The organism is Sphingomonas sp. URJC2 (assembly GCF_059803575.1).
This window is the reverse complement of sequence record NZ_JAPFGX010000024.1, coordinates 19630-45282: the sequence shown is the minus strand read 5'-3', so window position 1 is coordinate 45282 and position 25653 is coordinate 19630. Positions and strand designations below refer to the sequence as shown.

The window sequence follows — 25653 nt, the reverse complement described above, 5'->3', positions numbered from 1 at the left end:
GGCCAGCGGCGGCAGGCGGCGGCCGGACAGCGGCGCGGGCGGCGACGTGGGCGACGGATCGGCCGCGGGCGGCGATGCGGCGGCAAGAGCGGTCGTGACCATGGCTTAGACCGGCATGCTCATAATGTCCTTGTATGCGGACAGGATCTTGTTGCGGGCCTGCAGCGTCGCCTCGAAGGCGAGCGAGGCTTTCTGGCGGCTGAGCATCACCTGCGCGACATCCACCGTCTCGCCGCGCTCATAGGCTTCGCTCGCCGCCGACGCTGCCGACTGGGCGCGGTTGACCGACTGGAGCGCGGTCTCGAGCGTGCCGGCAAAGCCGGTTGCAGGCGGGGCCGCCGGCGACGCGATGCCGCCCGCCGCCGGGGCGGCAGCCCCGGTGGTCGCACGCTGGAGCGCGGCATTGCGTTCGAGGATCTGGGCGCGGATCGCCATCACCCGGTCGGCACCCGTCAGGCCGGCCACGCTCATGCCCAGGCGCTCCGCCGCGTGGCGACGGTCTCACCCGCCTCGCGCATCCGCGCCAGCCGGTAGCGCAATGTGCGCTCCGAAATCCCCAGCCGGCGCGCGGTTTCGGCGCGGTTGCCATTGCACTGCGCCAGCGCGTCGCGGATCGCCTGCACCTCGTGCAGCCGGACGATGTTGCCCAGCGTCGGATCGGCAGGGGCCGGGGCGCTGTCGGCCACGGTCGCCGCCACCTCTGCCGGGCGCGCCGACGGATCGAACACGATATCGGCCACGCCGATGCGGTCGCCCGCCGACAGCAGCAGCGCGCGCTGGATGACATTTTCCAGCTCGCGGACATTGCCGGGCCAGTCATGCCGGGCCAGCGCCGCCAGCGCCGCGTCATCGGGCCAAGGCAGGCTCTGCCGCTGGCCGGCATGGCGCAGGATCATCGTCGCGGTGAGCGCCGCCACGTCCTGCGGCCGCGTCGACAAGGCGAGCGTCGCCAGCGGAAACACGCTCAGCCGGTAATAAAGATCGGCGCGGAACCGCCCGGCGGCGACTTCGGCGGGCAGGTCGCGGTTCGCACAGGCGATTACGCGCACATCGACCGGCTCGGCCGCGGTCGCGCCCAGCGGCACGACCTCGCGCTCCTGCAGCACGCGCAGCAGCTTGGCCTGAAGGCCGAGCGGCATTTCGGCAATCTCGTCGAGCAGCAGCGTGCCGCCATCGGCGGCGCGGAAAAACCCCTGAGCCGGGGCGCTCGCGCCGGTGAACGCGCCTTTCACATGGCCGAACAGCAGCGCTTCGAGCATGGCTTCGGGCAGCGCCGCGCAGTTGACGGCGATGAACGGCCCGGCGGCGCGCGGCGAGCTGGCATGGATATGGCGGGCGATCACTTCCTTGCCGGTCCCGGTCGGGCCGTTGACCAGCACGGTGATGTCGCTTGCCGCCACCCGTTCGGCGAGCGCGCACAGCGCGAGGCTCCCCGGATCGGCGGCGGCGGGCGCATCGCCGCCGAGCAGCGCGGCGGCGAGATGATGGGAGAAATCCCGATCCTCGGGGCCATAGCCGAGCCGCGCCGGCGCACCGTCACGCGCCGGGACGAGAACGCGCCCGGCCCCCGCCATCAGCATCAGCGTCGTGCGCGGGGCGGGCGGGGCCTCACCCTCGGCGATCACGAAACGGTCGCCGGCACGCGGCCGGTCGCCCGCATAAGGCCGCACGTCCCGGCCCAGCCCCTTCAGCCAGGACAGGAGCTGCGGGTGCTGCCGCATCGCCTTGTCGGTGTGGAAGATGGTTCCCATCGTCTCGGCCCCCTTGTTCGAGGACCGGTATCCAAAAATGAGGTAAAACAGTCGTTAACGCTGATTTTTGTTCTACGCGCGCGCGTAGAGGCATTTTGGCAGGGCCGTGCGGGGCGGCGCGAAAAATCCGCTAAAGCCCGGGCGACATGCGCCGTTTTCTGGGGTGGCTGCTCTGGCTTCGCTGTCGTTCCTGCGACGATGAAGCGCGGCCGGACCACAGACGGAGACCGGACATGACTGTGATTTCGACCAACTCGGCGGCGCTCAGGGCGCAGAACGGCTCGCGCACCGCCCAGCTTTCGCTGCAGACCGCGATGGAGCGGCTGTCGACCGGCAAGCGCATCAACAGCGCGCGCGACGACGCCGCCGGCCTTGCCATCGCCAGCTCGATGACCTCGCAGATCCGCGGCATGAGCCAGGCGATCCGCAACGCCAATGACGGCATTTCGCTGGCGCAGACCGCCGAAGGCGCGCTGACCGAAGTGACCAACATGCTCCAGCGCATCCGCGAACTCGCCGTCCAGTCGGCCTCGGGCACCTATAGCGACGATGACCGCGCGAACCTGCAAACCGAAGTCGCCGAACTGGGCGCGCAGATCGACGACATCATCGCCAACACCACCTTCAACGACGTCACGCTGTTCGGCACGGCCGATGTGACCGTGGACATCCAGACCGGTGCCGATGACGGCGACACCGTCACGCTCACCATCACCGGGCTTGATCTGTCGGATGCGACCGGCGCGGACATTTCCGATGCCGCCGATGCGGCGACCGCGCTCGGCGATGTCGATGACGCGCTGGCCGCGGTCAACACCACCCGCGCGTCGCTGGGCGCCGGGCAGAGCCGCCTGCAATCGGTGGTCAACAACCTGACCAACAACATCAACAACCTGTCCGACGCGCGCAGCCGCATCGAGGACACGGATTTCTCGGTCGAAACCACCAACCTCGCCAAGGCCCAGATCCTGAGCCAGGCGGCGACCGCGATGCTCGCCCAGGCCAATCAGAGCGCCTCGGGCGTGCTCAACCTGCTGCGCTGAGGCGCGGCAGCGATGTGACGTCGCGTTTGTTTCAGTAACCGTTGCGTAGCGGATACCACCCGGCCCCCGGCGCCCCCAACGCGCCGGGGGCCTTTGCATGTCTGGGACCGGGCATCGGATCGGGACGCGCAGCGGCGCACCGATGGTCGCGCTGGTGACGATGTTGCGGGGGGGGGGCGGCCGGAGGTGGGGGCGCGCGGCTCAGCCGGTCTGGCGGGCGAGCGCGTCCCGAAGCTTCTGGTGCGCGGCCTTTTTGATCTGGCAGATCCGCGCCGCGCCGACGCCCAGCACCTGGCCGATCTCCTCCAGATTCAGCTCCTCGACATAATAAAGCTGGATCACCTGCGCCTCGCGCGCCGACAGGGTGGCGATGGCGGCGGTCAGCGCGCGGTGCAGATCCTCCTGCTCCAGCGTCGCAAACGGGTCCGGCGCGTCGCTCATGAACCAGGGGCTGTCATCGGCATAGACGCCGTCGATCGGCTCCATCCGCACCGGCCGCGCATCGAGATAGTCGGTGCGCAGCCGGTCGCGCGTCACGCCCAGCCGTTCGGCCAGTTCGGCCTCGGTCGCCGGGCGGCCATAAGCGGCGGCGAGCGCCGCCTCCGCCTCGGCCAGTGCGCGCCGGCGGCGCATCGCGCCCCGGGTCAGTGTCGCCTGCCGGCGCAGCGCATCGATCATCGCGCCGCGGATGCGGGTCGCCAGATATTGGGCGAAGGTCACCTGACCGCGATCCTCGAAACTGGCGGCGGCCTCGACCAGCGCGACCAGCCCGGTCTGGATCAGATCCTCGACCTCGACCGCGTTCGACACCGAACCATAGACGTGCCAGGCGATGCGGCGGACGAGCGGCATGTGCGCTCGGATCATCGCCTCGTTGCCGGCGGGCCGGCCGGGACGGTCATAGACGAGCGGCATGATGGGGGCAGTGGCCATATCGGTTCCTCAGGCCGCGAGTTGCTGGGGCGCGCCGATCACGGCGACGACGTCGACCGGCTTGTCGTCCGGCACTTCGAGAAAGCTCATCACCGGCGTGTCGGGCAGCGCGGTCCTGACCAGCTTGCGCAGCGCGATACGGATGCCCGGCTGCACGATCAGCGCAAAGGGCCGCGCCTCGGCGATCAGCGGCTGCGCCGCCTGATGCAGCGAATCAAGGATGCGGCGGCCAAGCTCGGGATCGATCATGTGGCGGCGGGCGGGATCGGACCGCACCGCCTGCCCCAGCACGGCCTCCAGCCCGGCCTCGAGCGTCATCACGCGCAGCGGCTCGCGCGGGGCGCACAGCTTCTGGATGATCAGCGGGCCGAGATCGGGGCGGATCGCCTCTGCCAGCTCCTCGGCATCGAGCGTGCGCTGCGCGGCGACCGCGATCGCGGCACCGATGCGGCGGAACTCGCGGATCGGGATGTTTTCCGCCAGCAGCGCGCGCAGCACCTGGGTCAGCACGGTGAGCGGCACCGGATTGGGCGACAGCGAGGCGACCAGCTGCGCCGCCTGCTCCTTCAGCCGGTCGAGCAGGCTCTGCACCTCGTCGGGGCCGAGCAGATCGGCAGCATGGGTGCCGAGCAGATGATTGAGATGGGTGGCGATCACCGTGCCGCTGTCGACGACCATATAGCCCTGCGCGGTCGCCGCATCGGCATCGGCGGCGGCAATCCAGGTCGCATCAAGGCCGAAGGTCGGATCACGCGCCGCCCGGCCGCGCAGGCTGCCGACCGCCTGACCGGTGTCGAGCGCCAGCATCTCGTCGGGCGCGACCTCGTCCTCGCCCACGACCACGCCGTTGACGAGCACCCGGTAGCGATAGGGGGCGAGGCCGATATTGTCGCGCACCCGGACCTGCGGCACGACAAAGCCCAGCTCCTTCGACAGCTGACGCCTGACGCCGGTGATCCGCGCCATCAGCGGCGCGCCCGCGCGGTCATCGACCATCGGCACCAGCCCATAGCCGATTTCCAGATTGACCTGCATCGCATCGGCGACTTCCGACCAGTCGATGCGGCTGATGTCGGCGGGTTCCTCGGCCACCGGGGCGGGCGCGGCATCGGCGCGCGCCCTGGCACGGGCGAGCGCCCAGGCGGCAAGCCCGGCCAGCGCCGCCGCCGGCAGCAGCAACAGCCCCGGCATCCCCGGCAGCAGGCCGAGCAGGGCAAGGATGGCCGCCACCGGCGCCCAGGTGCGCGGGCTGGCGAACTGGCTGCCGATCTGGCCGGCAAGATCATGCGCGGAGGCGACGCGGGTGACGATCGCCGCCGCCGCGATCGACAGCAGCAGCGCCGGAATCTGCGCGACCAGCGCATCGCCGACCGCGAGCAGCAGATAGGCGCGCGCCGCATCACCGATACCCAGCCCGTGGCTCGCAACCCCGATCACCAGCCCGCCCAGCACATTGACGCCAAGGATCAGCAGGGCGGCGATGGCATCGCCCTTCACGAACTTGGACGAACCGTCCATCGAGCCGTAGAAATCGGCCTCGGTCGCCACTTCGACGCGGCGGGCCTTGGCCTCGTCGGGGGTGATCAGCCCGGCATTGAGATCGGCATCGATGGCCATCTGCTTGCCCGGCAGCGCATCGAGGGTGAAGCGCGCCGACACTTCCGACACGCGCCCCGCGCCCTTGGTGATCACCACCATGTTGATGATGACCAGAATGGCAAAGACGAGCAGGCCGACGACATAGTCGCCGCCGATCAGGAAGCTGCCGAACGCCTCGATCACATGGCCGGCGGCGGCATTGCCTTCATGCCCGTGGACGAGGACGACGCGCGTGGAAGCGACGTTGAGCGCCAGCCGGAACAGGGTGGCGAGCAGCAGCACGGTCGGGAAACTTGAAAAATCGAGCGGCTTTTCGGCGTTGAGCGCGACCATCAGCACCGCGACCGAAATCATGATGTTGAGGATGAAGAACAGGTCGAGCAACGCCGCCGGGATCGGCACGACCATCAGCAGGACGAGCAGCAGGATCCCCGCCGGCAGCGCGGCGACCCGGCCGGCGCGGCCGGCAAGCGCCGGGGTGAGTGTCAGGCTGGCCATGATCTCAGCCCCCCATGCCGGCAAGCATCAGATAGGCGAGCCGCGCCGTATCCGGCCGGGGGCGCAGCAGGCTGTCGCGCGTCCGCCCGCGCGCCAGCAGGTCATCCAGCGTGGTGCGCGCATCGGCATCGGCGGCGGCGGCGGGGGGCATCACCGCCCGCGCGAACCGGGCCGGCGGGGCGGCGGCAAGATCCGGCATCATGTCCGGCAAGGGATTGCCGCCCCCGGCAAGCCGGGCGCCGCGTTGCAGCCGCTCGGCAAAGCGGCCATGGATTTCGGCCACCGAACGCGCCCGGCCATCGGGGGCGAAGAACACGCCGCGATTGGCGGCGGCGGCGGCCGGGAACATCCGCGCCGCCGGCTGGTCGGGATCGCTGTCGAGCGCGGCGATGAAGCGGCGCGCGCCGCCCAGCCCGAGGAAATGGGCCATGTAGAGATCGGCCGGGCCCATATCGCGGCCGAAGCGCGCTTCCAGCTCGGCCTTGTTGTCGGCGGCATGTTCGGCCGCCATCAGCGCCGCCGTGCGCGGATCGCGGCGCAGGTCGAGGATCGCGCGGCGCAGGCCCGGATCGGCGACATGGAAGCGGCCGCCCGGCCCCGTGCTGATCGCCTCTGCCGCCCAGCCAAGGCCATGGGCCGCGCCGTGGCGCTGGACGATGCCCAGCCAGCTCTGGTCGATGAACTGGTACAGCCCCTCGGCGCTGCTGGTCGCGGCGCGCGCATCGGGGCGCATCGCCGATTCGACCTGCGCCTGACCGAGCAGATAGCTGAAATCCATGCCGGTCCGCGCCGCCGCCACCGCGATGGCGGAATGCACCCCGCCGGGCCGGTCCTGAACGCTGAAGCTGGCGATCGTCATGCACGCATCCCGTTGATTCGGGATCGGTTCAGCAAAGATCGTGCCAGAAAATCGTGCCCGAAACCGGCATGCTGGTCGGGGACGGCGCGGCGGCCCCTCAAGCCCCCAGGTCGCCGCACCGCCCCCGTGGCACCGCCCCGGTCGCGCACAGCGGCAGCGCGCCCGGACCGGCGACCCGTCCTCCTCCCCGCGGGCGACCGGGGGAGGAAGTCTCGTTCACGCCGCAGCGCGCGGCATGGATGGATTATGCCGCCGCCCGCGGCGCATAGGCGACCGGCATGGTGCCGGTCAGCGCCTCAAGCCGCTGGCGGACATTGGCGCTCATCAGATTGACATAGACCCGCGCCTGTTCGTTGAGCCGCATCGCCTGTTCGGCGAGCGCGCGTTCATCGGGGGTCAGCGGATTGTCCTGCCCCGAAGCGAGGAGCGCAATGCCGCGTTCCTTGATGTCGGTCGCCTCGGCCAGCGCGGCGATGTCGAACGCCCGGAGCGCCGCCAGTTCGGCGTTCAGCGAAGCGATCACCTGCGCCAGCGCATCAATCCTGCTCATCGCGTCGTGCCCATAGCATCTGTGCCGCGATCAGCCGGTCGGCGATTTTGGCAGGCGTGATCGGAAAGCGGCCCTCTTCGAGCGCGCGGCGAATCTCGGCAACCCGGTCGGCATCGACGGGCGGGCGGGCCGCCATCTCCCGCGCGGCGCGGCGCGTGTCGGCAAGCGCATCGGCGCGGGCGGCGGACGCCTGTTCGGGCTGACGGGCGGATGGCGCCCCCGGTCCGTTGATCGGGCCCACCCGCGTCAGGGCGGATTTGATGCTGATCGGATCCACCACCCCCTGCCTCCTTTGCCATGGTTGCCGGTCCTGAGGCTCAATACGGCCGGATCGGCGGGGGCTTTAACCGCGCGGCAAAGTTTTTTCAGCGCGCCGGCAGCAGCGCCCGCCCCGGCGCGACGGCGATCGCCTGAACGGGCGCGCGCGCGCCATCGACCTTGACGGCAATGCGCGCACCGGCGGCGGCATCGGCCATCGCGACGGCCTCGGCCGACACCGAAAATCCCGGCTGTTCGCTGGCGAGCGTCACCGGATCGCCGCGCCGGATCACCAGCTCGGCGGCGCGGGGCGCGGGCGGGGCGGCAGGCTGGGCGGCAGGCTGGGCGGCGGGACCGGCGGCCGCCACCGCACCTGCCTGCGGCCGGACGGCGACGAAGATCCGCCAGCCCCCGGCTTCGGGGCAGCGGATGATGATCGCGTCACGCGCGGCGGTGCGCCAGGCGAATTCCGGGCTGGACGAGCAGGGCCGCAGCCGCAGCCGCCGGTCGATGGGCGCGACCGGCCCCCCGGCCTCGCCCAGCCGGGCACCGGCGAAGATTTCGGCCGCATGATCGAGCACCGCCAGATCGGTGGCGGCGGGCGCGGCGGACAGGACGGCGGGGGCGATCAGCGCCAGCAACAGCATCGGAAACCTCCTCCTTGACGGGAACAGCCGGAATCGGGGCGCATCGCGCCGCTCACGGATCATAGGACACAGCCAGGGCGACATGGCGCGCCCCCGGCTCGACGATGGCGGCAAGGCGCAGCCGCGTGCGGTCGACGGGCACCACAAGGGCGACGGCCTCGGCGCGGGCGGCGGCGAGCGTCAGCCCTTCGTCGGGGCTGGCATGGCCGGTGATCAGGATCAGGCTGCGCGGATCGGCGGCGGCCTGCTTTGCCCAGTCGGCAAGCGCGGCGGACGCGGCGGGCGGCAGCGCGGCCGCGCCCGGCGCAAAGCCGCTCAGCCGGTTGGCCGCCACCGCGATGCGCGGGGCATTGCTGCCGCCAAAGGCATCGCGGATGCCGGCGGCGATGGCGGCGCGGCGCGGCGCGGAATCGCGCGCGCTCGCCTGAATGAGCACGAAAAAGCCGAGCAGCAGCAGCGACAGATCGGCCAGCGTCACCAGCCAGAGCGGGCGGGCGCGCGGCGGCATCAGGGTCGCCCCGGTCATGCCGCCGCCCCCCGGCGGGTGGACGGCAACTCACGCGCGGCAAAGGCGCGCAGCGGCGCGATCAGCGCGGCACGCCCGGCGGCCTCCGCCTCGGACAGCCGCGCCAGCCGCGCGGCCAGCGGCGCTGCGACCAGATTGGCGACCAGCGCGCCATAAAGCGTCGCCAGCAGCGCGACCGCCATCGCCGGGCCGATGGCGGCGGGATCGTCCATCCGGCGGAACAGCGCGACCAGCCCGAACAGGGTGCCGATCATGCCCATGGCCGGCGCGGCCTCGGCCGCTGCCAGCCACCAGCCGATGGCGATCCGGTGCCGGTCGGCGCGCGCCGCCTGCCGCGCCTCGGCCAGCGCCGCGACCTGATCGGGCGTCGCCCCGGCGGCGATGGCGGCGATGGCGGCGGCAATGTCGGGATCGGCAAGCGCGAGCCGGTCGATGGCCAGCACGCCGCGGTCGCGCGCGACGCGCTCCGCCTGCGCGAGTTGGGCGCGCACGGCGGCGGCGTCAAAGCCCGGCCGCACCAGCCGGCCAAGCGCGGCCAAGGCGCGCGCGGTATCGGCACGCGGCCCGCGCAGCAGCGTGGCGATCAGCGTGCCGCCAAGCACGACGCCAAATGCGATCGGATCGAACAGGAAGGACAGGCCGGTCATCGCCGGTTGAAAAGCAAGGGCCGGGCCAGTTGCCGCACGCGCCGGCCAACCGCGGCACAGCGGGGGCGCGCGCGCCGATATTTGCCGGGCAGGCGGCAAGGATCTGCCGCCCATTGCCGGTCGGGGCGGCAAAGCGAGGGGGCGGGGGAAGAGGCAGCCGGCAACAGCGCGCGCCACGGGCAAGGCCCGCCGCGTCGCATCAACCCCCATTATAGACGGTTTGGCACGGCTTTTGCTGATCCCCGGCTGAAAAACCGCGTGGCGGCCTGCGCCAGCCGGTTTCGGAGGAGCCATATGGCCATGGGCAATGATCTGTTCGGCGTGCACGGCACCGCGCTTGCGCTGCGTTCGCAGCGGCTGGGCCTGCTTGCCTCCAACATCGCCAACGCCTCGACCCCGGGGTACAAGGCGAAGGATCTGGATTTCGGCAGCGCGCTCGCCGCCGCCGGCAAGGGCGGCCTTGCCCCTGCCCAGGCGGGCGAGGCGGCGACCCGCTACCGCGTGCCGCTCCAGCCCTCGCTCGACGGCAACACGGTCGAGCTCAACACCGAACAGACGCTGTTTGCGGAAAATGCCGTCGCCTATCAGACGACCCTGTCGTTCCTGAACGGCCGCATCCAGACGCTCACCCGCGCGCTCAGGGGCGAATGACGATGGCCGGGCCGCGCAGCATCTTCGACGTCGCCGGGCGCGCCATGTCGGCGCAGCTGGTGCGGATGAACACCACCGCATCGAACCTTGCCAATGCCGGCGGCGTCGCCGGCAGCGAGGCCGGGGCCTATCGGTCGATCAAGCCGGTGTTCCGTACCAGCTACGATCAGGCGAGCGGGCTGGCGACCGTCGATGTCCAGCAGGTCGTCACCGCCGGCCCCGCCCCCACCCGCCGCCACGATCCGAGCCACCCGCTCGCCAATGCCGATGGCGATGTGTTCGAAGCCGCCGTCGATGAAACGAGAGAGCTGGTCGACATGATGGAAACCGCCCGCAATTATCAGAACAATGTCGAGGTGCTGCAGACGGCAAAGTCGCTGATCCTCGACACGCTGAAGCTTGGCCGGTGACGGCGATGACCAGCGTTGCAACCTTCGACCAGACGCTCGGCCAGCTCGGCATCCGGCGCAGCGGCATCGCCGGCGCGCCCGAGGTCAAGACCGAGCTTGAGGCGAACAGCCTGGGCCAGGATGCGTTCCTGAAGCTGCTGACCGAACAGCTGCGCAACCAGGACCCGTTCGAACCGGTCAAGAACGAGAATATGGTCGCCCAGATGGCGCAGTTCTCAAGCGTCGCGGGCATTTCCGACATGAATGCGACGCTGAGCGCCATGGCCGCGCGGCTGGATGCCGCCGGTTCGGCACAGGCGATCGCCTATGTCGGCAAGACCGTGCTGGTGGAGGGCGACACCGCCTTTGCGCGCACCGACGGCACGCTCGATGCGGTGCTGCCGCTGGCCGAAAGCACCGAGGATGCGACGGTCACGATCAGCGACCAGAATGGCACGCTGTTGAAGACGATCAGCCTGGGCGCGCAGCGGCCGGGCGAAACCGCGATCAGCTGGGACGGGCGCACCGACAGCGGCGCGCCCGCCGGGCCCGGCCCGTTCCGGATCAGCGCCAGCGTGATGCGCGGCGGCGCGCGGGTCGCCGCCCCGGTCAATGTCTGGGCGCCCGTCACGTCGATCAGCATGACCGGCAGCCAGCCGATGCTCAACCTTGCCGGGCTTGGCCAGCGGCCGCTCGCCGCCGTCCGCCAGGTCGCCTGACGCCCCCGGCCGTCCCCACTTTTTCGCACAGGAGCCACCCATGTCCTTCTACACCTCGCTGTCCGGCCTGCAGGGCGCCCAGACCGAGCTGTCGGCGATCTCGCACAATCTCGCCAATGTCGGCACCAACGGCTTCAAGCGCAGCCGCGTCGAGTTTGGCGATGTGATCGCCTCGACCGCGACCAAAAGCCCGACCCAGATGATCGGCTCGGGTTCCTATGTGAAGGGCGTGCGCCAGCAATTCGCGCAAGGCGGCCTGCAGCAGTCGGGCTCCGCGCTCGACCTTGCGGTGTCGGGCGAGGGGTTTTTCGTCGTGAAGCCCAATCCCAACACCAGCGAAGTCGCCTTCACCCGCAACGGCGCGTTTTCGGTGTCGGCCGACCGGTTCGTCGTCGATGCGCAGGGCGCGTCGGTGCAGGTCTATCCGGTCGATGGCAGCGGCACCGTGGTGTCGACCGGGCTGAATTCGACCGTGTCGCTGCGCCTGCCGCAGACCAATGGCACGCCGCGCCAGACCACCGAGGCGCGGGTGTCGGTCAATCTGTCGGCCAACTCGCCGGTGCCGTCCGCCGATCCGCGCTGGACGGCGGCCAGCCCCTATGCGTTCAGCCGCTTCGATCCCGACACCTATAACTTCTCCGCCTCGACCGTGATCTATGATTCGGTCGGCAATCCGATGACGCTGACGAATTACTATGTCCGCGAGACCTCGCCGGGCGGGGCCGCGCCGACCAGCGAGTGGCGGGTCTACAGCTTTGTCGGCGACCAGCAGCTGTCGGCCAACCCGGCCCAGCCCAGCCCGGCCCAGCCGCTGACGCTCAGCTTCGATGCCAATGGCAATCTGCTGACCCCCGCCGGGCCGACCAATTTCGCCACCTTCCAGCCGGTCGGCGCGGCACCGCAGGACATGGTGATCGATTTCTCGGTCGCGACCACGCAGCGTCCCTCGGCCTCGACCATCGTCGCCCAGACCCAGAATGGCGAGCCGATCGGCCAGCTCGAAGGGGTGACAGTCGATGCGAACGGGCTGGTCCGCGCCAGCTTCTCGAACGGCGCGGTCGAACCGCTCGGCAAGATGGTGATGGCGCGCTTCGCCAATCCGCAGGGGCTGCGCCAGCTTGGCAACAGCTATTGGTCGGCCTCGGGCCTGTCGGGCGAACCCGATGTCGGCGAGGCCGGTCAGGGCGGCTTCGGCAGCCTGCTTGCCGGCGCGATCGAGCGGTCCAACGTCGACATCACCGAGGAACTGGTCGGGCTGATCGCCGCGCAGCGCAACTTCCAGGCGAATGCCAAGGCGATCGATACCGCATCGAACCTTGCCCAGACGATCATCAACATCCGCAACTGACGGGGCTGAGAAAGGACGCGGCCGATGGACCGGCTTGTCTACACCGCCTATTCGGGCCTGCGCGGCCGGATGGCCGCCCAGGCGGCGATCGCCAACAACATGGCGAACGCGACGACGACCGGCTTTCGCGCCGACAAGGTGCAGTTCGAACAGCTGACGCTGGCGGGCGCAGGCCATGCCGCGCGCGCGCCGACATCCGAAGAGGTGATCGATGCCGACCGGCGGCCGGGTGCCGTCGTCCAGACCGGCCGGCCGCTCGACATCGCCGTGTCGGGCGAGGCCTGGCTGGCGGTGCAGGCCGCCGATGGCAGCGAAGCCTATAGCCGGCGCGGCGACCTGACCATCGCGCCGTCGGGCGCGCTGCAGAATGGCGAGGGCATGGTGGTGATAGGGAGTAACGGCCCGATCACCCTGCCGCCCGCCGCGCGCGTGTCGATCGCCGCCGATGGCACGGTGCTGATCGTACCGCCGGGCGGCGAGGGCCAGCCGCCCCAGCCGGTCGACCGGCTGAAACTGGTCGATCCGCGCGGCAGCGAAACGGTGAAAGGGCTGGACAATCTGCTGCACGTCAAAGGCGGCGGCGCCCTGCCCCAGGATCTGGATGCGACGCTGATCGCCGGATCGCTCGAACAGTCGAACGTCAACCTGACCGACACGCTTGTGCAGATGATCGAGAATCAGCGCGGCTACGAAGTGCAGGCCAAGCTGCTGTCGAGCGCGCGCGACATGGACGAAAGCGGCGCATCGCTGATGCGCCTGCCGCAATAAGGAACCCCCGGCATGACCAGCCCCGCCATGCACATCGCCCGCACGGGCCTTGACGCGCAGAACGAACGGATGCGCGTGATTTCGAACAATCTCGCCAATGTGAACACCACCGGGTTCAAGCGCGACCGCGCCCAGTTCGCGTCGCTCGCCTATCAGGTCGTCACCCAGACGGGCGCGCCCTCGACCAGCGAGACGCGCTATGCGGTCGGCCTCAACCTCGGCACCGGCGTGCGCATTCAGGGCACGGCGCGGATCGAGACGCAGGGCGCGCTGGCGACCACGGGCAATGCGCTCGACCTTGCGCTCGATGGCGACGGCTATTTTCAGGTGGCGATGCCGGGCGGGCAGGTCGCCTATACCCGCGCCGGCAATCTCGCCCGGTCGGCCGAGGGCATATTGGTCACCGCCGAAGGCTATGCGGTGCAGCCCGCGATCACCATTCCCGAAGGGGCGGGATCGATCACCATCGGCGTCGACGGCACGGTGTCGGCCCAGCTGCCGGGCCAGACGCAGGTGCAGCAGCTCGGCCAGATCCAGGTCGCGATCTTTCCCAACCCCGCCGGTCTCCAGCCGATGGGCGACAATTATCTGCTCGAAACCGCGGGCAGCGGCGCGGCCAATATCGGCGTCGCCGGCCAGCTTGGCCGCGGCACCATCCGGCAGGGGACGCTTGAGGGATCGAACGTCAATGTCGTCGAGGAGCTGGTCGACATGATCGAGACCCAGCGCGCCTATGAGGTCAACTCCAAGATGATCTCGGCCGCCGACCAGATGCTGCAATATGTCAACCAGAACCTCTGACATGCCCCCCGCCCGTCCCGTCTGCCTCGCATGGCTGCGCGTCGCCGCGCTGCTGGCCATCGGCGCGACCGCCGTGCCGGCAGCGGCGGGCGGCCTGCCCTTCGGCCTCGGCCGCAAGGGGCCGCCGGTCGATTATGCCGCGACGCCGCCGCAGCCGGCCGCACCGCCCGCCAATGGCGCGATCTTTCAGGCGGCAAATGGCTATGCCGGGCTGCACGAAGGCCCGCGCGCCCGCGCCGTCGGCGACATGCTGACGATCCTGCTCGTCGAACGCACGGTCGCGCAGAAAGCGGTCGAATCGCGCAGCGGCCGCGACGGCTCGCTCGGGCTGACCCCGCCCGCCTCCGGCCCGCTCGCGCTGTTCGCACCCGGCGAGGCGCGCGCCAGCGGCACCCAGGCGTTCGAGGGCCAGGGCAGCGCCGGCCAGTCCAACAGCCTGTTCGGCGATGTCAGCGTGACCGTTGCCGAAGTCTATCGCAACGGCACCATGCGCGTGCGCGGGCAGAAGCTGATGACGCTCAACCGCGGCGAGGAATGGGTGCAGATCGAAGGCATTGTCCGCGTGGCCGACATCGATCTCGACAACCGCGTGCTGTCCAGCCGGGTCGCCGATGCGCGCATCACCTATGCCGGGCGCGGCGACCTGCAACGCCAGAGCCGGCCCGGCTGGCTGCAACGCTTCTTCTCTCTGGTGAGCCCGTTCTGATGCACCTGCGCCCCCTCATCTGCCTCATCATCGCGGCGCTGGCCGGGTTCGGCGGCGTGCCGGCCCATGCCGAACGGATCAAGGATCTGGGCGGCTTTCAGGGCGTGCGGCCCAACCAGCTGGTCGGCTATGGCATCGTCGTCGGCCTTGCCGGCACGGGCGACGACAATCTGGAGTTCACCGTCCAGTCGATGAAGGGCGTCGCCGCCCGGTTCGGCCTCAACCTGCCGCCGCAGCTCAACCCTGCGCTCAAAAATGCGGCGGCGGTGATGATCACCGCCGAACTGCCCGCCTTTGCCAAGCCGGGCCAGCGCATCGACGTGACGGTATCGGCCATCGGGCGGGCGAAATCCCTGCTCGGCGGGTCGCTGCTGATGGCCCCGCTGCTGGGCGCTGACGGGCAGATCTATGCGATGGCGCAGGGGTCGCTCGCGGTCGGCGGGCTGGGCGTGCAGGGCAATGACGGATCGCGGGTGACGGTGAACGTCCCGTCCTCCGGTCGGATTCCCGACGGGGCGACGGTCGAGCGCGCGGTCGACACCGGCTTTGCCAGCGCGCCCGAGCTGGTGTTCAACCTCACCAAGGCCGATTTCACCACCTCCGAACGGGTGGCGCAGGCGATCAACGACCGGCTGGGCGCGGGCACCGCGCGCACGATGGACGGGGTATCGGTCGCGATCCGCGCGCCGCAGGGCGAGGATGTGCGCACCGCGCTGATGAGCGAGATCGAGAATCTGACCGTGGTCGCCGCCGAGCCGCGCGCGCGCGTGATCGTCAATGCCCGCACCGGCACGGTCGTCATCAACGCGGCGGTGCGTGTCGGCCCGGCGGCGGTCACGCATGGCCGGCTGACGGTCAGGATCGACGAAGCGCCGCGCATCGTGCAGCCCGAACCCTTTTCGCAGGGCGAAACTGCGCTGGAGCCGTCGAGCAACGTGCAGGTGGCCGAGGAACGCAACCCGATGTTCCTGCTCGATCCCGGGCCGCGCCTTGCCGACATCGTCAAGGCGGTGAACGGCATCGGCGCCTCGCCCGCCGATCTGGTCGCCATCCTCGAAGCGCTGAAGGAAGCCGGCGCGCTCAAGGCGGAGCTGATCGTCCTGTGACCGCCATCCCGTCCCCCGCCCCGTTCACCGCGCCCGCCGGTGCAACCCACGTCGATGACTCGCGGCTGGCGACGCGCGCCAATCTCGACCAGGCAGCGGCGCGGTTCGAGTCGCTGTTCATCGGCATGATGCTCAAGTCCGCGCGCGCGGCCAGCCTTGGCGACGGGCTGCTCGACAGCGAGGCGATGACTCAATTTCGCGACATGCAGGACGTTCATATGGCCGAGACCATGGCCCACCGCATGCCGATCGGCATCGGCCGCGCGCTTGCCGATTTTCTGGCGCGGGGCCGGCCCGATCTGGCCGGGGCGACGGGCGGTGAGGACATGGCGGCGAGGGAGACGGGCGGATGAGCGACCTGCTGTCGATCGGGGCCAGCGGGGTGCGCGCCTATCAGGCCGCACTCGACGTGACGGGCCAGAACATCGCCAATGCGGCGACCCCCGGCTATGCGCGCCGGGGCGTGCAGCTGAACGAGATCGGCGCCGGGCCGGGCCGGCAGCTGCTGTCGGCCCCCACCCAGACCGGCAGCGGCGTGATCGTCGGCAGCATCACCCGCTCGGCCGATGCCTATCGGGCAGAAGCGGTGCGGACGAGCAGCAGCGAGGCCGGGCGCACCGATGCCGGCATCGCCTGGCTGGAACGGATCGAACGGACGCTGAGCGCGGCCGACATTGGCGGCGCGCTGACGCAGTTTTTCACCACCGCCGAGGGCATTGCCGCCGATCCGACCGCGACTGCGCCGCGCACCGCGATGATCGAGGCGGCACGCGGCGTCGCCTCGGCGATGGCGCTGGCCGACACCGGCCTTGCCGCTGCCGCCGCCGACCTTGCCGACACCGCAGGCGCGGCGATTGCCGAGCTGGACGGGCTGGCCGCGAGCCTTGCCGGCACCAATGCCGGGCTGGCGCGGGTGCGCGCCGGAAGTGCCGAACAGGCGCGGCTGATGGACGAGCGCGACCGGCTGCTCGACCGCATGGCCACGCTCGGATCACTGCACGCGACGGTGGACGACCGGGGGGCGGCGACCGTGCGGATCAACCACGCGACCGGGCCGGTGCTCGTCGCCGGCACGGCGGCGGCGCGGCTGACCGGCGCGGTCAATGCCTCGGGCGATCTGGGGATCACGCTGCAGGGGAGCGGCGGGCCCGAAGCCGTGCAGTTCCGCGCCGGGATGCTGGGCGGGCTGGGCGATGCCGGGCTGCGCATCGCCGATCAGCGCGGCGCGATCGCCGCGATGGCCGAACGGCTGAAGACCGATGTCAACCGTGTGCAGGCCGAGGGGCTGGGGCTGGACGGCCAGCCGGGGGCGGAGCTGTTTGCGATCAGCGACGGGCTGCTGACGGTCACCGCCATCGCCCCGCGCCAGATCGCGGCGGCACGGCCCTGGACGGTGGGCGCGGACAGCGGGAATGGCGGCACCGCCGGGCTGACCGCGACCGGCGCGGGGGCCGCGACCACGACCCGCCTCCGCATTGCCGCCGGGACGATCACCGCCATCGATCCCGCGACCGGCGCGACCATCGCCAGCGCACCCTATGTCGCCGGCCAGCCGGTGACGCTTGCCGGCCTGTCGCTCACCCTGACCGGCCAGCCGCGCGACGGCGACAGCTTCACCGTCACCGCAACCGGCCCGGGCAGCCGCGACAATGGCAATCTTGCCGGCTTTGCCGCGCTGCGCCGCACCGCCGGGCATGAACGCACCGCCGACGAAATGGTCAGCGCCAATGCCGCCACGCTTGCCGCGCGGCGCGACATGGCGGCGGCACAGCGCGCGATCCTCGACGGCGCGGTCGCCGCGCGCGACGCGGTGTCGGGCGTCAATCTCGATGCCGAGGCGGTCGAGCTGATCCGGTTCCAGCAGGCCTATCAGGCGTCGAGCCGCATCATCCAGGTGTCGCGCGACATTTTCCAGTCGCTGCTCGACGCCGTCTGAGGGAGGCACATATGCAGATCGGCACCGCCCAGCTGTTCGACCGTGGCAGCCGCCAGCTTGCCACCCTGTCCACGGGCGCGGCGCGGCTGCAGGAGCAGATCGCGACCGGCAAGCGCATCCAGACCCCGTCCGACGATCCGGTCGCCGCCGCGCGGCTCGCCCGGCTGGCGCGCACCGATGCGAATGACGCCCGCTATCTCGACAATGTCGGCCTTGCCGCCAGCCTGCTCGATCAGGCCGATGCCGCGCTGGCGTCGATCCAGACCCAGGTGCAGCGCGCCCGCGAACTGGCGACCAGCGCGGCCAATGGCACGCTCGCCGATCAGGACCGGGCGGCGATCGCCGCCGAGCTGCGCGCGATCCGCGACGATCTGTTCCGGCTGGCCAACAGCAACGATGCGCGCGGCACGCCGCTGTTCGCCGGATCGGCGGACGGCCCCGCCTTTGTGCAAGGGGCCGATGGCCGGATCAGCTATGCCGGGGCCGGCGCGCCGCCCGCCATTCCCATCGCCCCCGGCCAGACCATCGCCACCGGCGAAACCGGCGACCGGGTGTTCGGCAACCTTCCGGCCAGCGGGCAGACGACCGATCTGTTCGCGGTCATCGACGATCTCGCCGCCGCGCTTGCGCCTGCGGGCGGCGGCACGCCCGCCGATCTGCGCGCGCGCCTCGACGCCGGGCTGGAAGGGCTGGGCGCGGCCGACCGGCAGGTGGCCGGCGCGCGCGCATCGGTCGGCGCACGCGGCGCGCGCGCCGAGCTGGAACGCGAACGGCTGACCCGCGCGCGGATCGACACCGACGTGCTGCGCGGGACGATCGAAGGCGTCGATGTGCAGGCGGCGATCGTCGACCTGCAGAAAACGATGGTGACGCTGCAAGCCGCGCAGGCCAGCTTCACCCGGCTCTCCCAGCTCAGCCTGTTCGATCTGCTGCGCTGAGGGGTTTGTCTGTGCCGCGCGGGAGGTTTTTGTGCCGCGCGTTAGGGCGCGGGGGCGTTGTTCTTTGTGCGGCTCACGCCGCAAGGGCGGCACCGGCCCGCACCCCCACCCGGCCTCCCCACGGCAGGTTACGCTATGGGAGGCCGGGTGGAGGTGCAGGCCGGTGCCGTTCTTCCCAACAAACGGCTCCCGGCTCACGCTCCCCGCCATTGCTTTAGGCCCTGATTAACCACCATTTTTCCTCAAGCCTCCGGCCATCCTGCCGTTTGATCTGCCGGGGCCCGCGAGGGGCGGTTCCCGGCGGATGGAGGCGAAGACCCGATGATCCCGGCAATCGGCCTGGTGGTGCTGCTCGTCATGGTGTTCGGCGGTTTTGCGATCACCGGCGGGGCGCTCGGCCCGGTGCTGCACGCGCTGCCGCACGAAATGCTGATCATCGGCGGCGCGGCGGTGGGCGCGCTCATCATCGGCAATTCGGTCAAGGATCTGAAGGCGCTGGGCGTCGCCATCGCGCAGGTGTTTCGCGGGCCGACCTATGCCAAGCGCGATTTTCTCGACGTCATCTTCCTCGTCTCGCGGCTGATGCGGCTGTTGCGCACCGAAGGGCCGGTGGCGCTCGAACCGCATGTCGAGGATCCGAAATCGAGCGCGATCTTCGCCGAATATCCCCGGCTGCTCAAGGACGAGGCGCTCGTCCATCTGATCGCCGACACGCTGCGGCTGGTCGTCGTCTCGTCCGGCACTCTCGATGTCCATGCGGTCGAGGATGTGGTCGACAATGCGATCCGCACCCATCACCATCAGGTGATGCAGCCGGTCAGCGCGCTGCAATCGCTGTCGGACGCGCTGCCCGCGCTCGGCATCGTCGCGGCGGTGCTGGGCGTGGTCAAGACGATGGGCTCGATCGATCAGCCGCCGGCGATCCTGGGCGGCATGATCGGATCGGCGCTGGTCGGCACCTTTCTGGGCGTGCTGCTCGCCTATGGCATTGTCGGCCCGCTCGCCAACCGGCTGCGCCAGCTGGTCGAGGCGGACACCGCCATCTATCAGACGGTCAAGCAGATCATCATCGCCTCGCTGCACGGCCATCCGCAGCCGCTGGTGATCGAAGCCGCGCGCTCGGGCATCAAGCATGAGCTGCAGCCAAGCTTTGCCGAGGTGTTCGACGGGCTGAGGGGCCGCTGAGGCGATGGCCGCCCGCCGCCTCGTCCCCCCGCCCGCCGGCTCGAACGAGCCGCCGCGCATCATCGTCCGCAAGGTGATGGCCGAGGCGCATGACGGCCATCATGGCGGCGCGTGGAAGGTCGCCTATGCCGATTTCGTGACCGCGATGATGGCGTTTTTCCTGCTGCTCTGGCTGCTCGGCGCGACGACCGAGAAGCAGCGCAAGGCGCTTGCCGATTATTTCGCGCCGACGCTGGTCGAAACGCGCCAGAACAGTGCCGGATCGAACGGGCTGCTGGGCGGATCTTCGCTGGTGGACAAGGACAATTATCCCCACCGCGCCGCGCAGACCGGCACCCGCGCGATGACCGTGCCGCTGTCGGCGGCCGGCGGCGAGCGCGAGGGCACGGGCGACAAGGGATCGCTGCGCGCCGATGCGCCGTCGGCGGTGCGCGCGGAGGATCAGAAGAACTTCACCCGGCTGCGCGAACAGCTGGCGCGCCGGCTGGCGGCCGATCCGCGGTTCGCGCGGGTCAGGCGCAACATCCGCTTCGTGCCGACGCGCGACGGGCTGCGCGTCGACCTGATCGACAATGCCGATTATTCGATGTTCGCGCTCGGCACGACGGCGCTCAACCGCGAGGCGGCCGAGCTGGTCGACACCGTCGCCCGTGCGGTCGCGCCGCTTGGCAACCGCATCGCCATTCGCGGCCATACCGACAGCCTCGCCTATGGCGATCCGCGACTGATGAACAACTGGATGCTGTCATCGGGCCGGGCCGAGGCGACGCGCCGCCGGCTGGCGCTGGGCGGTGTCGCCGAAATGCGCTTTTCGCGCATCGAGGGGGTGGCCGACCGCGAACCCTATGTCACCGGCCAGCCCGGCGATCCGCGCAACCGGCGGGTGTCGGTGACGCTGCTCTACCGGGGCGGCTGAGGGGGCGTTTGCGCGGGCGGGGGCGCGGGGGGACGCTTTTGCACCGGCCCGCGCCCCGCCCGATTCCCCTGCGCCTGAAAGCGCATTAGGGCGGGGCCATGCGCCGCTTCATCGTGTCGATCCTGCTGATGGCCTTTGGCACCGGCGGCCATAGCGGCGAGGCACCGCGCCCGCTGTTGCGGCCGGGGGCGCGAATCACCGCCACGCCGGTCATGCTCGACCCGGCCGATCCGCGCCGCACCCGCATTGGCCCGCTGGTCTTTCTCGGCGGCTGGCGGCTCGACAGCCCGGACCGGGCCTTTGGCGGCTGGTCGGCGATGATCGCCCGGGGCGGGCGGCTGCTGCTGGTCAGCGATGGCGGCGGCGTGTTCGGGATGGCGGCGGCGGGCGGGCAGCTCGCCGATGCGCGGGTCGGCGACCTGCCGGCAGGGCCGGGCAGCGGCTATCTGAAGGCGGAGCGCGATTCGGAGGCGATGGCCGTCGATCCCGCCACCGGCACGCTCTGGGTGGCGTTCGAGCAGCAGCACGGCATCTGGCGCTATGCCCCCGGCCCCGGTGGCGGGCCGGCGCGGGCGACCGGCATGGTGCCGATCCGGCCGCGCCGGCCCTGGCCGGAAAATGGCGGGGTGGAAGCGATGACCCGGCTGGTCGATGGCCGCTTCCTGCTGTTTGCCGAAGGCGGGCTGACGCAATCGGGCGGCCGCGATGCGCTGCTTTATCCGGGCGATCCGGTGACGGGGGTGCAGCCGCTGGCGTTTTCCTATCGCCCCGCGCCCGGCCACCGGGTGACCGATGTCGCGCAGCTGCCCGACGGGCGCATCCTGATTCTCGAACGGCGGGTCGGCTGGCCGATGACAGCGCTGATCGCGATTGCCGATCCCGCCACCATCAAGGCAGGCGCGACACTGGCATCAACGGTGATCGCGCGGCTCGCTCCGCCCGTCATCAGCGACAATTACGAGGCGCTGGCCATCACCCGCGAAGGCGATGCGACGATCCTGTGGGTGGCGAGCGACGACAATCATATGCCCGTCCAGCGCAGCCTGCTGCTCCGTTTCCGCTGGGACGAGACGCAAGGCTGATCCCAACACGAAACGCCGGCCGGGCAGATGCCCGGCCGGCGGCGTGACACTGTTCAGTGCTGGGTTCAGTGCTGGGGCGCAGGTGGCGCGGCTCAGGCCGCGACCTGAACCTTCTTCAGCTCGCGCTTCAGCTTGCGCGCCGTCGGCCCGAGCTTGTCCTCGCTGGTCTTCAGCAGCCAGTTGTCGAGGCCGCCGACATGTTCGACGGAGCGCAGACCGTGCGTCGAGACGCGCAGCTTCACGCTGCGGCCAAGGGCATCGGAGATCAGCGTGACATTCTGCAGATTCGGCAGGAACGTCCGCTTGGTCTTGTTGTTGGCGTGGGAGACATTGTGGCCCACCTGCCGGCCCTTGCCGGTCAGCTCGCAAATGCGCGACATGTGATCTTCATCCTGGAACGGGTTGCCCGGAAAGCGGCGCGCATAAACCCATACCCGCCCGGCGTCAACCGCACCCCGGCCGGATGCCGGGTCCGGCCGCAACCGGCAGGGCGCTGGTTCGTTGGTCCGCCACCAGCTGAAAGGAACAGTCCATGCGCGCTGCACTCGCCGCCATCGCCATCATCGCCCTGGTGCTGATCGGGGCCATCGCCACCGGCTTCATCGACATCGACCAAACGCAAAAGGCAAGGCTGCCCGAGGTGAAGGGCGGCCAGCTGCCCGCTTATGAAGCCGATGTCGGCGATATCGACGTCCGCACCAGAAACACGACCGTGGAAGTGCCGGTGATCGACATCGATTCGGCGCGCGACGACCGCGCCGAGGACGGCGGCAACAGCGCCAGGGACCGCGATTCGCGCTGACAAGGCCGGACCGTCCGGCCGGGATTTGACAGCCGCCCGCCCGGCCCGGCATGGCCGCGGCCATGTCTTTTCCCATGCCCGAGCCGATGCGCCGTGCGCTTGCCTGTGCGCGGGCAGCGGCCGAGGCGGGCGAAGTGCCGGTGGGGGCGGTCATCACCCGCGCGGGCAAGGTGCTGGCCGAGGCCGGCAACGAGACGCGGCGCCGCGCCGATCCCACCGCCCATGCCGAAATCGTGGCGATTCGCGCGGCGGCGGCACTGCTGGGCGCGGAACGGCTGGGCGATTGCGACCTTTGGGTGACGCTGGAGCCGTGCGCGATGTGCGCCGGGGCGATCGCCCATGCGCGAATCGCCCGGCTTTATTATGCGGCGGCTGATCCCAAGGGGGGCGGCGTCGATCATGGCGCGCGGGTGTTTTCGCACCCCACCTGCCATCACCGGCCCGAAATCTATGCCGGGATCGGCGAGACCGAAGCCGCGACGATGCTCCGCGACTTCTTCGCGCAGCGGCGGTAGTTTTTTTCTGCATCCCGGCCTAGACCGGCGCCCAAGGAGCAGAACCGATGAACGCCACATCCATCGCCCGGCTGCGCTGGGATGATCCGCTGCTGATCGACGATCAGCTGACCGAGGAAGAACGCGCGATCCGCGACATGGCCCATGGCTATGCGCAGGACCGGCTGCTGCCGCGCGTCGTCGCGGCGTTCCGCGACGAAGTGACCGACCGGGCGATCTTTGCCGAAATGGGCGAGCTGGGGCTGCTCGGCGTCACCCTGCCCGAAGATTATGGCTGCGCGGGCGCATCCTATGTCGCTTACGGGCTGGTCGCGCGCGAGGTCGAACGGATCGATTCGGGCTATCGCTCGATGATGAGCGTGCAAAGCTCGCTGGTCATGTATCCGATCCATGCGTTCGGCAGCGAGGAGCAGCGCCGCCGCTACCTGCCCCGGCTGGCGCGCGGCGAACATGTCGGCTGTTTCGGCCTGACCGAGCCGGATGCGGGCTCGGACCCCGGCGGCATGCGCACCCGCGCCGAGAAGATCGATGGCGGCTACCGGCTGACCGGGTCCAAGACCTGGATTTCCAACGCCCCCTTTGCCGATGTGTTCGTGATCTGGGCCAAATCGGACGCCCATGGCGGGGCCATTCGCGGCTTTGTGCTGGAAAAGGGCATGGCCGGACTGACCGCGCCCAAGATCGAGGGCAAGCTCAGCCTGCGCGCCTCGACCACCGGCATGGTGATGATGGACGGGGTCGAGGTCGGCGAGGATGCGCTGCTGCCCGGCGTCGAAGGGCTGAAGGGTCCGTTCAGCTGCCTCAACCGCGCGCGCTACGGCATTTCCTGGGGCGCGATGGGCGCGGCCGAGGATTGCTGGCACCGCGCCCGCGCCTATACGCTTGAACGCAAGCAATTCGGCCGGCCGCTCGCCGCCACCCAGCTCATCCAGAAAAAGCTTGCCGACATGCAGACCGAAATCGCGCTCGGCCTGCAGGCGAGCCTGCGGGTCGGGCGGCTGTTCGACGAAGGCCGGGTCGCGCCCGAGATGATCAGCCTCGTCAAGCGCAACAATTGCGGCAAGGCGCTCGATGTCGCGCGGATGGCGCGCGACATGCACGGCGGCAACGGCATTGCCGAGGAATATCATGTGATGCGTCACCTGATGAACCTGGAGACGGTCAACACCTATGAGGGCACGCATGACGTCCATGCGCTGATCCTCGGGCGGGCGCAGACGGGGCTGAATGCCTTTTTCTGAGGCTGAAGGACCGGCCGCCCCTGCCGCCCCCCGGCCGCTGGCCGGGGTGAAGGTGCTCGAACTGGCGCGCATTCTGGCCGGCCCCTGGGCCGGGCAGATGCTCGCCGATCTGGGCGCGGACGTCATCAAGGTCGAACGGCGCGGCGCGGGCGACGACACGCGCGGCTGGGGTCCGCCCTTCGTCACCGGGGCCGATGGCGCGCCGATCTCGGCCGCCTATTTCCACGCCTGCAATCGCGGCAAACGCTCGATCACCGCGGATTTCGACGATCCCGCCGACCGGGCGCGGCTGGCCGAACTGGCGGCCGGGGCCGATATCGTCATCGAGAATTTCAAAACCGGCGGGCTGGTGCGCTACGGCCTTGATGCCGAAACGCTGACGGCGGCCCATCCCCGGCTGATCTATTGCTCGATCACCGGCTTTGGCCAGACCGGGCCTTATGCGGCGCGCCCCGGCTATGACTATCTGATCCAGGCGATGGGCGGGCTGATGAGCATCACCGGCGAGCCGGGGCGCGAGCCGCAGCGCGTCGGCGTCGCGGTGGTCGATCTGTTCACCGGCACCTATGCGACCAGCGCCATTCTGGCCGCGCTCCACCGCCGCCACGACACCGGGCGCGGCGCGGTGATCGACATGGCGCTGTTCGACGTGCAGGCGGCGATGCTCGCCAATCAGGCGATGAACCATCTGGTCGGCGGCGATGTGCCGGGGCTGATGGGCAATGCCCATCCCAATGTCGCCCCCTATCAGCCCTTTCCGACGCAGGACGGGCACGTGATCGTCGCAGTGGGCAATGACGGGCAATTCGCCCGATTTGCCCGCATCATCGGCCTGCCCGAACTGGCCGAGGATCCCGCATTTGCGACCAATGCCGGGCGCATCGCCGCGCGCGCGCGGCTGGTGCCGCTGATCGCCGCAGCGACGGCGCGGATGCCGCGCGCGACGCTGCTGGCGGCGATGGCCGAGGCCGGCGTGCCGGGCGGCCCGATCAACGACATCGCCCAGGCGCTCAGCGATCCGCAGGCGGTGGCGCGCGGGCTGGTGCGTCCGCTCGCCGCGCCGCATGTCGCGGGCGGCACGCTGCCGCAGGTGCGCGGGCCGATGGTGATCGACGGCGTGCCGATGATGGCCGAACGCGCCCCGCCGATGCTGGGCGCGGACGACGCCGACTGGCGCTGGCGCTGAAGCATTTTCAAGCCGGGTGGACTCACCCGGCGACTGAGAAAATGCGGCAAATC

Annotated in this window: 30 protein-coding genes; 19 read left to right on the top strand and 11 right to left on the bottom strand. The window is 70.4% G+C overall.

Going from position 1 to position 25653, the window contains the following annotated elements; genetic code table 11:
* Positions 1 to 105: 105 nt before the first annotated feature.
* On the bottom strand, positions 106 to 471 hold the full coding sequence (gene fliE / locus OPU66_RS10145; RefSeq protein ID WP_498553509.1) for a flagellar hook-basal body complex protein FliE: 366 nt from the start codon (positions 469 to 471) through the stop codon (positions 106 to 108).
* A complete protein-coding gene (locus tag OPU66_RS10140; RefSeq protein ID WP_498553508.1) occupies positions 468 to 1751 on the bottom strand; it encodes a sigma-54 interaction domain-containing protein in 1284 nt (427 codons plus the stop codon). The genes fliE and OPU66_RS10140 overlap by 4 nt, the downstream gene beginning before the upstream one ends.
* Positions 1752 to 1984: 233 nt before the next feature.
* Between OPU66_RS10140 and OPU66_RS10135 the strand changes: the two genes are divergently transcribed.
* Positions 1985 to 2794 carry a flagellin N-terminal helical domain-containing protein gene (locus tag OPU66_RS10135; RefSeq protein ID WP_498553507.1) on the top strand — a complete coding sequence of 270 codons (810 nt, stop codon included), beginning with the start codon at positions 1985 to 1987 and terminating at the stop codon, positions 2792 to 2794.
* A gap of 201 nt (positions 2795 to 2995) precedes the next feature.
* On the opposite strand, the gene OPU66_RS10130 is transcribed toward OPU66_RS10135, so the two are convergent.
* The 8 genes from OPU66_RS10130 to OPU66_RS10095 all read right to left on the bottom strand — a co-directional run bounded on the left by OPU66_RS10130 (position 2996) and on the right by OPU66_RS10095 (position 9311).
* On the bottom strand, positions 2996 to 3727 hold the full coding sequence (locus OPU66_RS10130; protein ID WP_498553506.1) for a sigma-70 family RNA polymerase sigma factor: 732 nt from the start codon (positions 3725 to 3727) through the stop codon (positions 2996 to 2998).
* A gap of 9 nt (positions 3728 to 3736) precedes the next feature.
* Positions 3737 to 5824, bottom strand: coding sequence for a flagellar biosynthesis protein FlhA (flhA, locus tag OPU66_RS10125; protein ID WP_498553505.1), 2088 nt, complete (start codon positions 5822 to 5824; stop codon positions 3737 to 3739).
* Positions 5825 to 5828: 4 nt separating this feature from the next.
* Positions 5829 to 6683 carry a lytic transglycosylase domain-containing protein gene (locus OPU66_RS10120; protein WP_498553504.1) on the bottom strand — a complete coding sequence of 285 codons (855 nt, stop codon included), beginning with the start codon at positions 6681 to 6683 and terminating at the stop codon, positions 5829 to 5831.
* Positions 6684 to 6927: 244 nt separating this feature from the next.
* A complete protein-coding gene (locus tag OPU66_RS10115) occupies positions 6928 to 7233 on the bottom strand; it encodes a flagellar protein FlgN (protein WP_498553503.1) in 306 nt (101 codons plus the stop codon).
* Complete coding sequence (gene flgM, locus OPU66_RS10110) at positions 7220 to 7513, bottom strand: flagellar biosynthesis anti-sigma factor FlgM (protein ID WP_498553502.1); 294 nt, start codon at positions 7511 to 7513, stop codon at positions 7220 to 7222. The genes OPU66_RS10115 and flgM overlap by 14 nt, the downstream gene beginning before the upstream one ends.
* 85 nt (positions 7514 to 7598) lie before the next feature.
* Positions 7599 to 8138, bottom strand: coding sequence for a flagella basal body P-ring formation protein FlgA (locus tag OPU66_RS10105; protein WP_498553501.1), 540 nt, complete (start codon positions 8136 to 8138; stop codon positions 7599 to 7601).
* 52 nt (positions 8139 to 8190) lie between these two features.
* The gene (locus OPU66_RS10100; protein WP_498553500.1) at positions 8191 to 8664 is read right to left on the bottom strand and encodes a flagellar motor protein MotB; all 474 of its coding nucleotides are present in this window, start codon (positions 8662 to 8664) and stop codon (positions 8191 to 8193) included.
* The gene (locus OPU66_RS10095; protein WP_498553499.1) at positions 8661 to 9311 is read right to left on the bottom strand and encodes a MotA/TolQ/ExbB proton channel family protein; all 651 of its coding nucleotides are present in this window, start codon (positions 9309 to 9311) and stop codon (positions 8661 to 8663) included. The genes OPU66_RS10100 and OPU66_RS10095 overlap by 4 nt, the downstream gene beginning before the upstream one ends.
* A gap of 294 nt (positions 9312 to 9605) precedes the next feature.
* On the opposite strand from OPU66_RS10095, the gene flgB reads away from it, so the two are divergent.
* The 14 genes from flgB to OPU66_RS10025 all read left to right on the top strand — a co-directional run bounded on the left by flgB (position 9606) and on the right by OPU66_RS10025 (position 21856).
* Positions 9606 to 9962: a flagellar basal body rod protein FlgB gene (flgB, locus tag OPU66_RS10090; protein WP_498553498.1), complete on the top strand. Its 357-nt coding sequence runs from the start codon at positions 9606 to 9608 to the stop codon at positions 9960 to 9962.
* Positions 9959 to 10372, top strand: a complete 414-nt coding sequence (gene flgC, locus OPU66_RS10085) for a flagellar basal body rod protein FlgC (RefSeq protein WP_498553497.1) — start codon at positions 9959 to 9961, stop codon at positions 10370 to 10372. The genes flgB and flgC overlap by 4 nt, the downstream gene beginning before the upstream one ends.
* A gap of 5 nt (positions 10373 to 10377) precedes the next feature.
* On the top strand, positions 10378 to 11070 hold the full coding sequence (locus OPU66_RS10080) for a flagellar hook assembly protein FlgD (protein WP_498553496.1): 693 nt from the start codon (positions 10378 to 10380) through the stop codon (positions 11068 to 11070).
* A 40-nt stretch (positions 11071 to 11110) separates the two neighbouring features.
* A complete protein-coding gene (locus OPU66_RS10075) occupies positions 11111 to 12418 on the top strand; it encodes a flagellar hook protein FlgE (protein WP_498553495.1) in 1308 nt (435 codons plus the stop codon).
* Between the two features lie 24 nt (positions 12419 to 12442).
* Positions 12443 to 13186, top strand: a complete 744-nt coding sequence (locus OPU66_RS10070; protein ID WP_498553494.1) for a flagellar basal body rod protein FlgF — start codon at positions 12443 to 12445, stop codon at positions 13184 to 13186.
* A gap of 12 nt (positions 13187 to 13198) precedes the next feature.
* A complete protein-coding gene (gene flgG, locus OPU66_RS10065) occupies positions 13199 to 13987 on the top strand; it encodes a flagellar basal-body rod protein FlgG (RefSeq protein ID WP_498553493.1) in 789 nt (262 codons plus the stop codon).
* Position 13988: 1 nt separating this feature from the next.
* Positions 13989 to 14693, top strand: coding sequence for a flagellar basal body L-ring protein FlgH (locus OPU66_RS10060; RefSeq protein WP_498553492.1), 705 nt, complete (start codon positions 13989 to 13991; stop codon positions 14691 to 14693).
* Positions 14693 to 15799, top strand: a complete 1107-nt coding sequence (locus OPU66_RS10055; RefSeq protein WP_498553491.1) for a flagellar basal body P-ring protein FlgI — start codon at positions 14693 to 14695, stop codon at positions 15797 to 15799. The genes OPU66_RS10060 and OPU66_RS10055 overlap by 1 nt, the downstream gene beginning before the upstream one ends.
* Positions 15796 to 16152, top strand: a complete 357-nt coding sequence (locus tag OPU66_RS10050) for a rod-binding protein (protein ID WP_498553490.1) — start codon at positions 15796 to 15798, stop codon at positions 16150 to 16152. Before OPU66_RS10055 ends, OPU66_RS10050 begins: the two co-directional genes overlap by 4 nt.
* Positions 16149 to 17735 carry a flagellar hook-associated protein FlgK gene (locus OPU66_RS10045; RefSeq protein ID WP_498553489.1) on the top strand — a complete coding sequence of 529 codons (1587 nt, stop codon included), beginning with the start codon at positions 16149 to 16151 and terminating at the stop codon, positions 17733 to 17735. Before OPU66_RS10050 ends, OPU66_RS10045 begins: the two co-directional genes overlap by 4 nt.
* An 11-nt stretch (positions 17736 to 17746) precedes the next feature.
* Positions 17747 to 18673, top strand: coding sequence for a flagellar hook-associated protein FlgL (flgL, locus tag OPU66_RS10040; protein ID WP_498553488.1), 927 nt, complete (start codon positions 17747 to 17749; stop codon positions 18671 to 18673).
* Between the two features lie 321 nt (positions 18674 to 18994).
* On the top strand, positions 18995 to 19858 hold the full coding sequence (motA, locus tag OPU66_RS10035) for a flagellar motor stator protein MotA (RefSeq protein ID WP_498553487.1): 864 nt from the start codon (positions 18995 to 18997) through the stop codon (positions 19856 to 19858).
* A 4-nt stretch (positions 19859 to 19862) separates the two neighbouring features.
* Positions 19863 to 20774 carry a flagellar motor protein MotB gene (locus OPU66_RS10030; protein ID WP_498553486.1) on the top strand — a complete coding sequence of 304 codons (912 nt, stop codon included), beginning with the start codon at positions 19863 to 19865 and terminating at the stop codon, positions 20772 to 20774.
* Positions 20775 to 20872: 98 nt separating this feature from the next.
* The gene (locus OPU66_RS10025; protein WP_498553485.1) at positions 20873 to 21856 is read left to right on the top strand and encodes an esterase-like activity of phytase family protein; all 984 of its coding nucleotides are present in this window, start codon (positions 20873 to 20875) and stop codon (positions 21854 to 21856) included.
* A 92-nt stretch (positions 21857 to 21948) separates the two neighbouring features.
* Here the strand turns inward: OPU66_RS10025 and rpmB are convergent, their stop codons facing one another.
* On the bottom strand, positions 21949 to 22236 hold the full coding sequence (gene rpmB, locus OPU66_RS10020; RefSeq protein ID WP_498553511.1) for a 50S ribosomal protein L28: 288 nt from the start codon (positions 22234 to 22236) through the stop codon (positions 21949 to 21951).
* A 152-nt stretch (positions 22237 to 22388) separates the two neighbouring features.
* Here rpmB and OPU66_RS10015 point away from each other — a divergent pair, with 152 nt between their 5' ends.
* From OPU66_RS10015 to OPU66_RS10000, 4 genes are all read left to right on the top strand, one after another.
* Positions 22389 to 22658 (top strand): hypothetical protein, encoded by a 270-nt coding sequence (locus tag OPU66_RS10015; RefSeq protein ID WP_498553484.1) that lies wholly within the window; start codon positions 22389 to 22391, stop codon positions 22656 to 22658.
* 62 nt (positions 22659 to 22720) lie between these two features.
* Positions 22721 to 23173 carry a nucleoside deaminase gene (locus tag OPU66_RS10010; protein ID WP_498553483.1) on the top strand — a complete coding sequence of 151 codons (453 nt, stop codon included), beginning with the start codon at positions 22721 to 22723 and terminating at the stop codon, positions 23171 to 23173.
* A gap of 47 nt (positions 23174 to 23220) precedes the next feature.
* A complete protein-coding gene (locus OPU66_RS10005; protein ID WP_498553482.1) occupies positions 23221 to 24414 on the top strand; it encodes an acyl-CoA dehydrogenase in 1194 nt (397 codons plus the stop codon).
* The gene (locus tag OPU66_RS10000; RefSeq protein ID WP_498553481.1) at positions 24401 to 25600 is read left to right on the top strand and encodes a CaiB/BaiF CoA transferase family protein; all 1200 of its coding nucleotides are present in this window, start codon (positions 24401 to 24403) and stop codon (positions 25598 to 25600) included. Before OPU66_RS10005 ends, OPU66_RS10000 begins: the two co-directional genes overlap by 14 nt.
* Positions 25601 to 25653 lie beyond the last annotated feature (53 nt).

Excerpts from the sequence above, each read along its gene's own strand:
- fliE (WP_498553509.1), bottom strand. The coding sequence starts at position 471 with ATGAGCGTGGCCGGCCTGACGGGTGCCGACCGGGTGATGGCGATCCGC.
- OPU66_RS10140 (WP_498553508.1), bottom strand. The coding sequence starts at position 1,751 with ATGGGAACCATCTTCCACACCGACAAGGCGATGCGGCAGCACCCGCAG.
- OPU66_RS10135 (WP_498553507.1), top strand. The coding sequence starts at position 1,985 with ATGACTGTGATTTCGACCAACTCGGCGGCGCTCAGGGCGCAGAACGGC.
- OPU66_RS10130 (WP_498553506.1), bottom strand. The coding sequence starts at position 3,727 with ATGGCCACTGCCCCCATCATGCCGCTCGTCTATGACCGTCCCGGCCGG.
- flhA (WP_498553505.1), bottom strand. The coding sequence starts at position 5,824 with ATGGCCAGCCTGACACTCACCCCGGCGCTTGCCGGCCGCGCCGGCCGG.
- OPU66_RS10120 (WP_498553504.1), bottom strand. The coding sequence starts at position 6,683 with ATGACGATCGCCAGCTTCAGCGTTCAGGACCGGCCCGGCGGGGTGCAT.
- OPU66_RS10115 (WP_498553503.1), bottom strand. The coding sequence starts at position 7,233 with ATGAGCAGGATTGATGCGCTGGCGCAGGTGATCGCTTCGCTGAACGCC.
- OPU66_RS10105 (WP_498553501.1), bottom strand. The coding sequence starts at position 8,138 with ATGCTGTTGCTGGCGCTGATCGCCCCCGCCGTCCTGTCCGCCGCGCCC.
- OPU66_RS10100 (WP_498553500.1), bottom strand. The coding sequence starts at position 8,664 with ATGACCGGGGCGACCCTGATGCCGCCGCGCGCCCGCCCGCTCTGGCTG.
- OPU66_RS10095 (WP_498553499.1), bottom strand. The coding sequence starts at position 9,311 with ATGACCGGCCTGTCCTTCCTGTTCGATCCGATCGCATTTGGCGTCGTG.
- flgB (WP_498553498.1), top strand. The coding sequence starts at position 9,606 with ATGGCCATGGGCAATGATCTGTTCGGCGTGCACGGCACCGCGCTTGCG.
- flgC (WP_498553497.1), top strand. The coding sequence starts at position 9,959 with ATGACGATGGCCGGGCCGCGCAGCATCTTCGACGTCGCCGGGCGCGCC.
- OPU66_RS10080 (WP_498553496.1), top strand. The coding sequence starts at position 10,378 with ATGACCAGCGTTGCAACCTTCGACCAGACGCTCGGCCAGCTCGGCATC.
- OPU66_RS10075 (WP_498553495.1), top strand. The coding sequence starts at position 11,111 with ATGTCCTTCTACACCTCGCTGTCCGGCCTGCAGGGCGCCCAGACCGAG.
- OPU66_RS10070 (WP_498553494.1), top strand. The coding sequence starts at position 12,443 with ATGGACCGGCTTGTCTACACCGCCTATTCGGGCCTGCGCGGCCGGATG.
- flgG (WP_498553493.1), top strand. The coding sequence starts at position 13,199 with ATGACCAGCCCCGCCATGCACATCGCCCGCACGGGCCTTGACGCGCAG.
- OPU66_RS10060 (WP_498553492.1), top strand. The coding sequence starts at position 13,989 with ATGCCCCCCGCCCGTCCCGTCTGCCTCGCATGGCTGCGCGTCGCCGCG.
- OPU66_RS10055 (WP_498553491.1), top strand. The coding sequence starts at position 14,693 with ATGCACCTGCGCCCCCTCATCTGCCTCATCATCGCGGCGCTGGCCGGG.
- OPU66_RS10045 (WP_498553489.1), top strand. The coding sequence starts at position 16,149 with ATGAGCGACCTGCTGTCGATCGGGGCCAGCGGGGTGCGCGCCTATCAG.
- flgL (WP_498553488.1), top strand. The coding sequence starts at position 17,747 with ATGCAGATCGGCACCGCCCAGCTGTTCGACCGTGGCAGCCGCCAGCTT.
- motA (WP_498553487.1), top strand. The coding sequence starts at position 18,995 with ATGATCCCGGCAATCGGCCTGGTGGTGCTGCTCGTCATGGTGTTCGGC.
- OPU66_RS10030 (WP_498553486.1), top strand. The coding sequence starts at position 19,863 with ATGGCCGCCCGCCGCCTCGTCCCCCCGCCCGCCGGCTCGAACGAGCCG.
- OPU66_RS10025 (WP_498553485.1), top strand. The coding sequence starts at position 20,873 with ATGCGCCGCTTCATCGTGTCGATCCTGCTGATGGCCTTTGGCACCGGC.
- rpmB (WP_498553511.1), bottom strand. The coding sequence starts at position 22,236 with ATGTCGCGCATTTGCGAGCTGACCGGCAAGGGCCGGCAGGTGGGCCAC.
- OPU66_RS10015 (WP_498553484.1), top strand. The coding sequence starts at position 22,389 with ATGCGCGCTGCACTCGCCGCCATCGCCATCATCGCCCTGGTGCTGATC.
- OPU66_RS10010 (WP_498553483.1), top strand. The coding sequence starts at position 22,721 with ATGTCTTTTCCCATGCCCGAGCCGATGCGCCGTGCGCTTGCCTGTGCG.
- OPU66_RS10005 (WP_498553482.1), top strand. The coding sequence starts at position 23,221 with ATGAACGCCACATCCATCGCCCGGCTGCGCTGGGATGATCCGCTGCTG.
- OPU66_RS10000 (WP_498553481.1), top strand. The coding sequence starts at position 24,401 with ATGCCTTTTTCTGAGGCTGAAGGACCGGCCGCCCCTGCCGCCCCCCGG.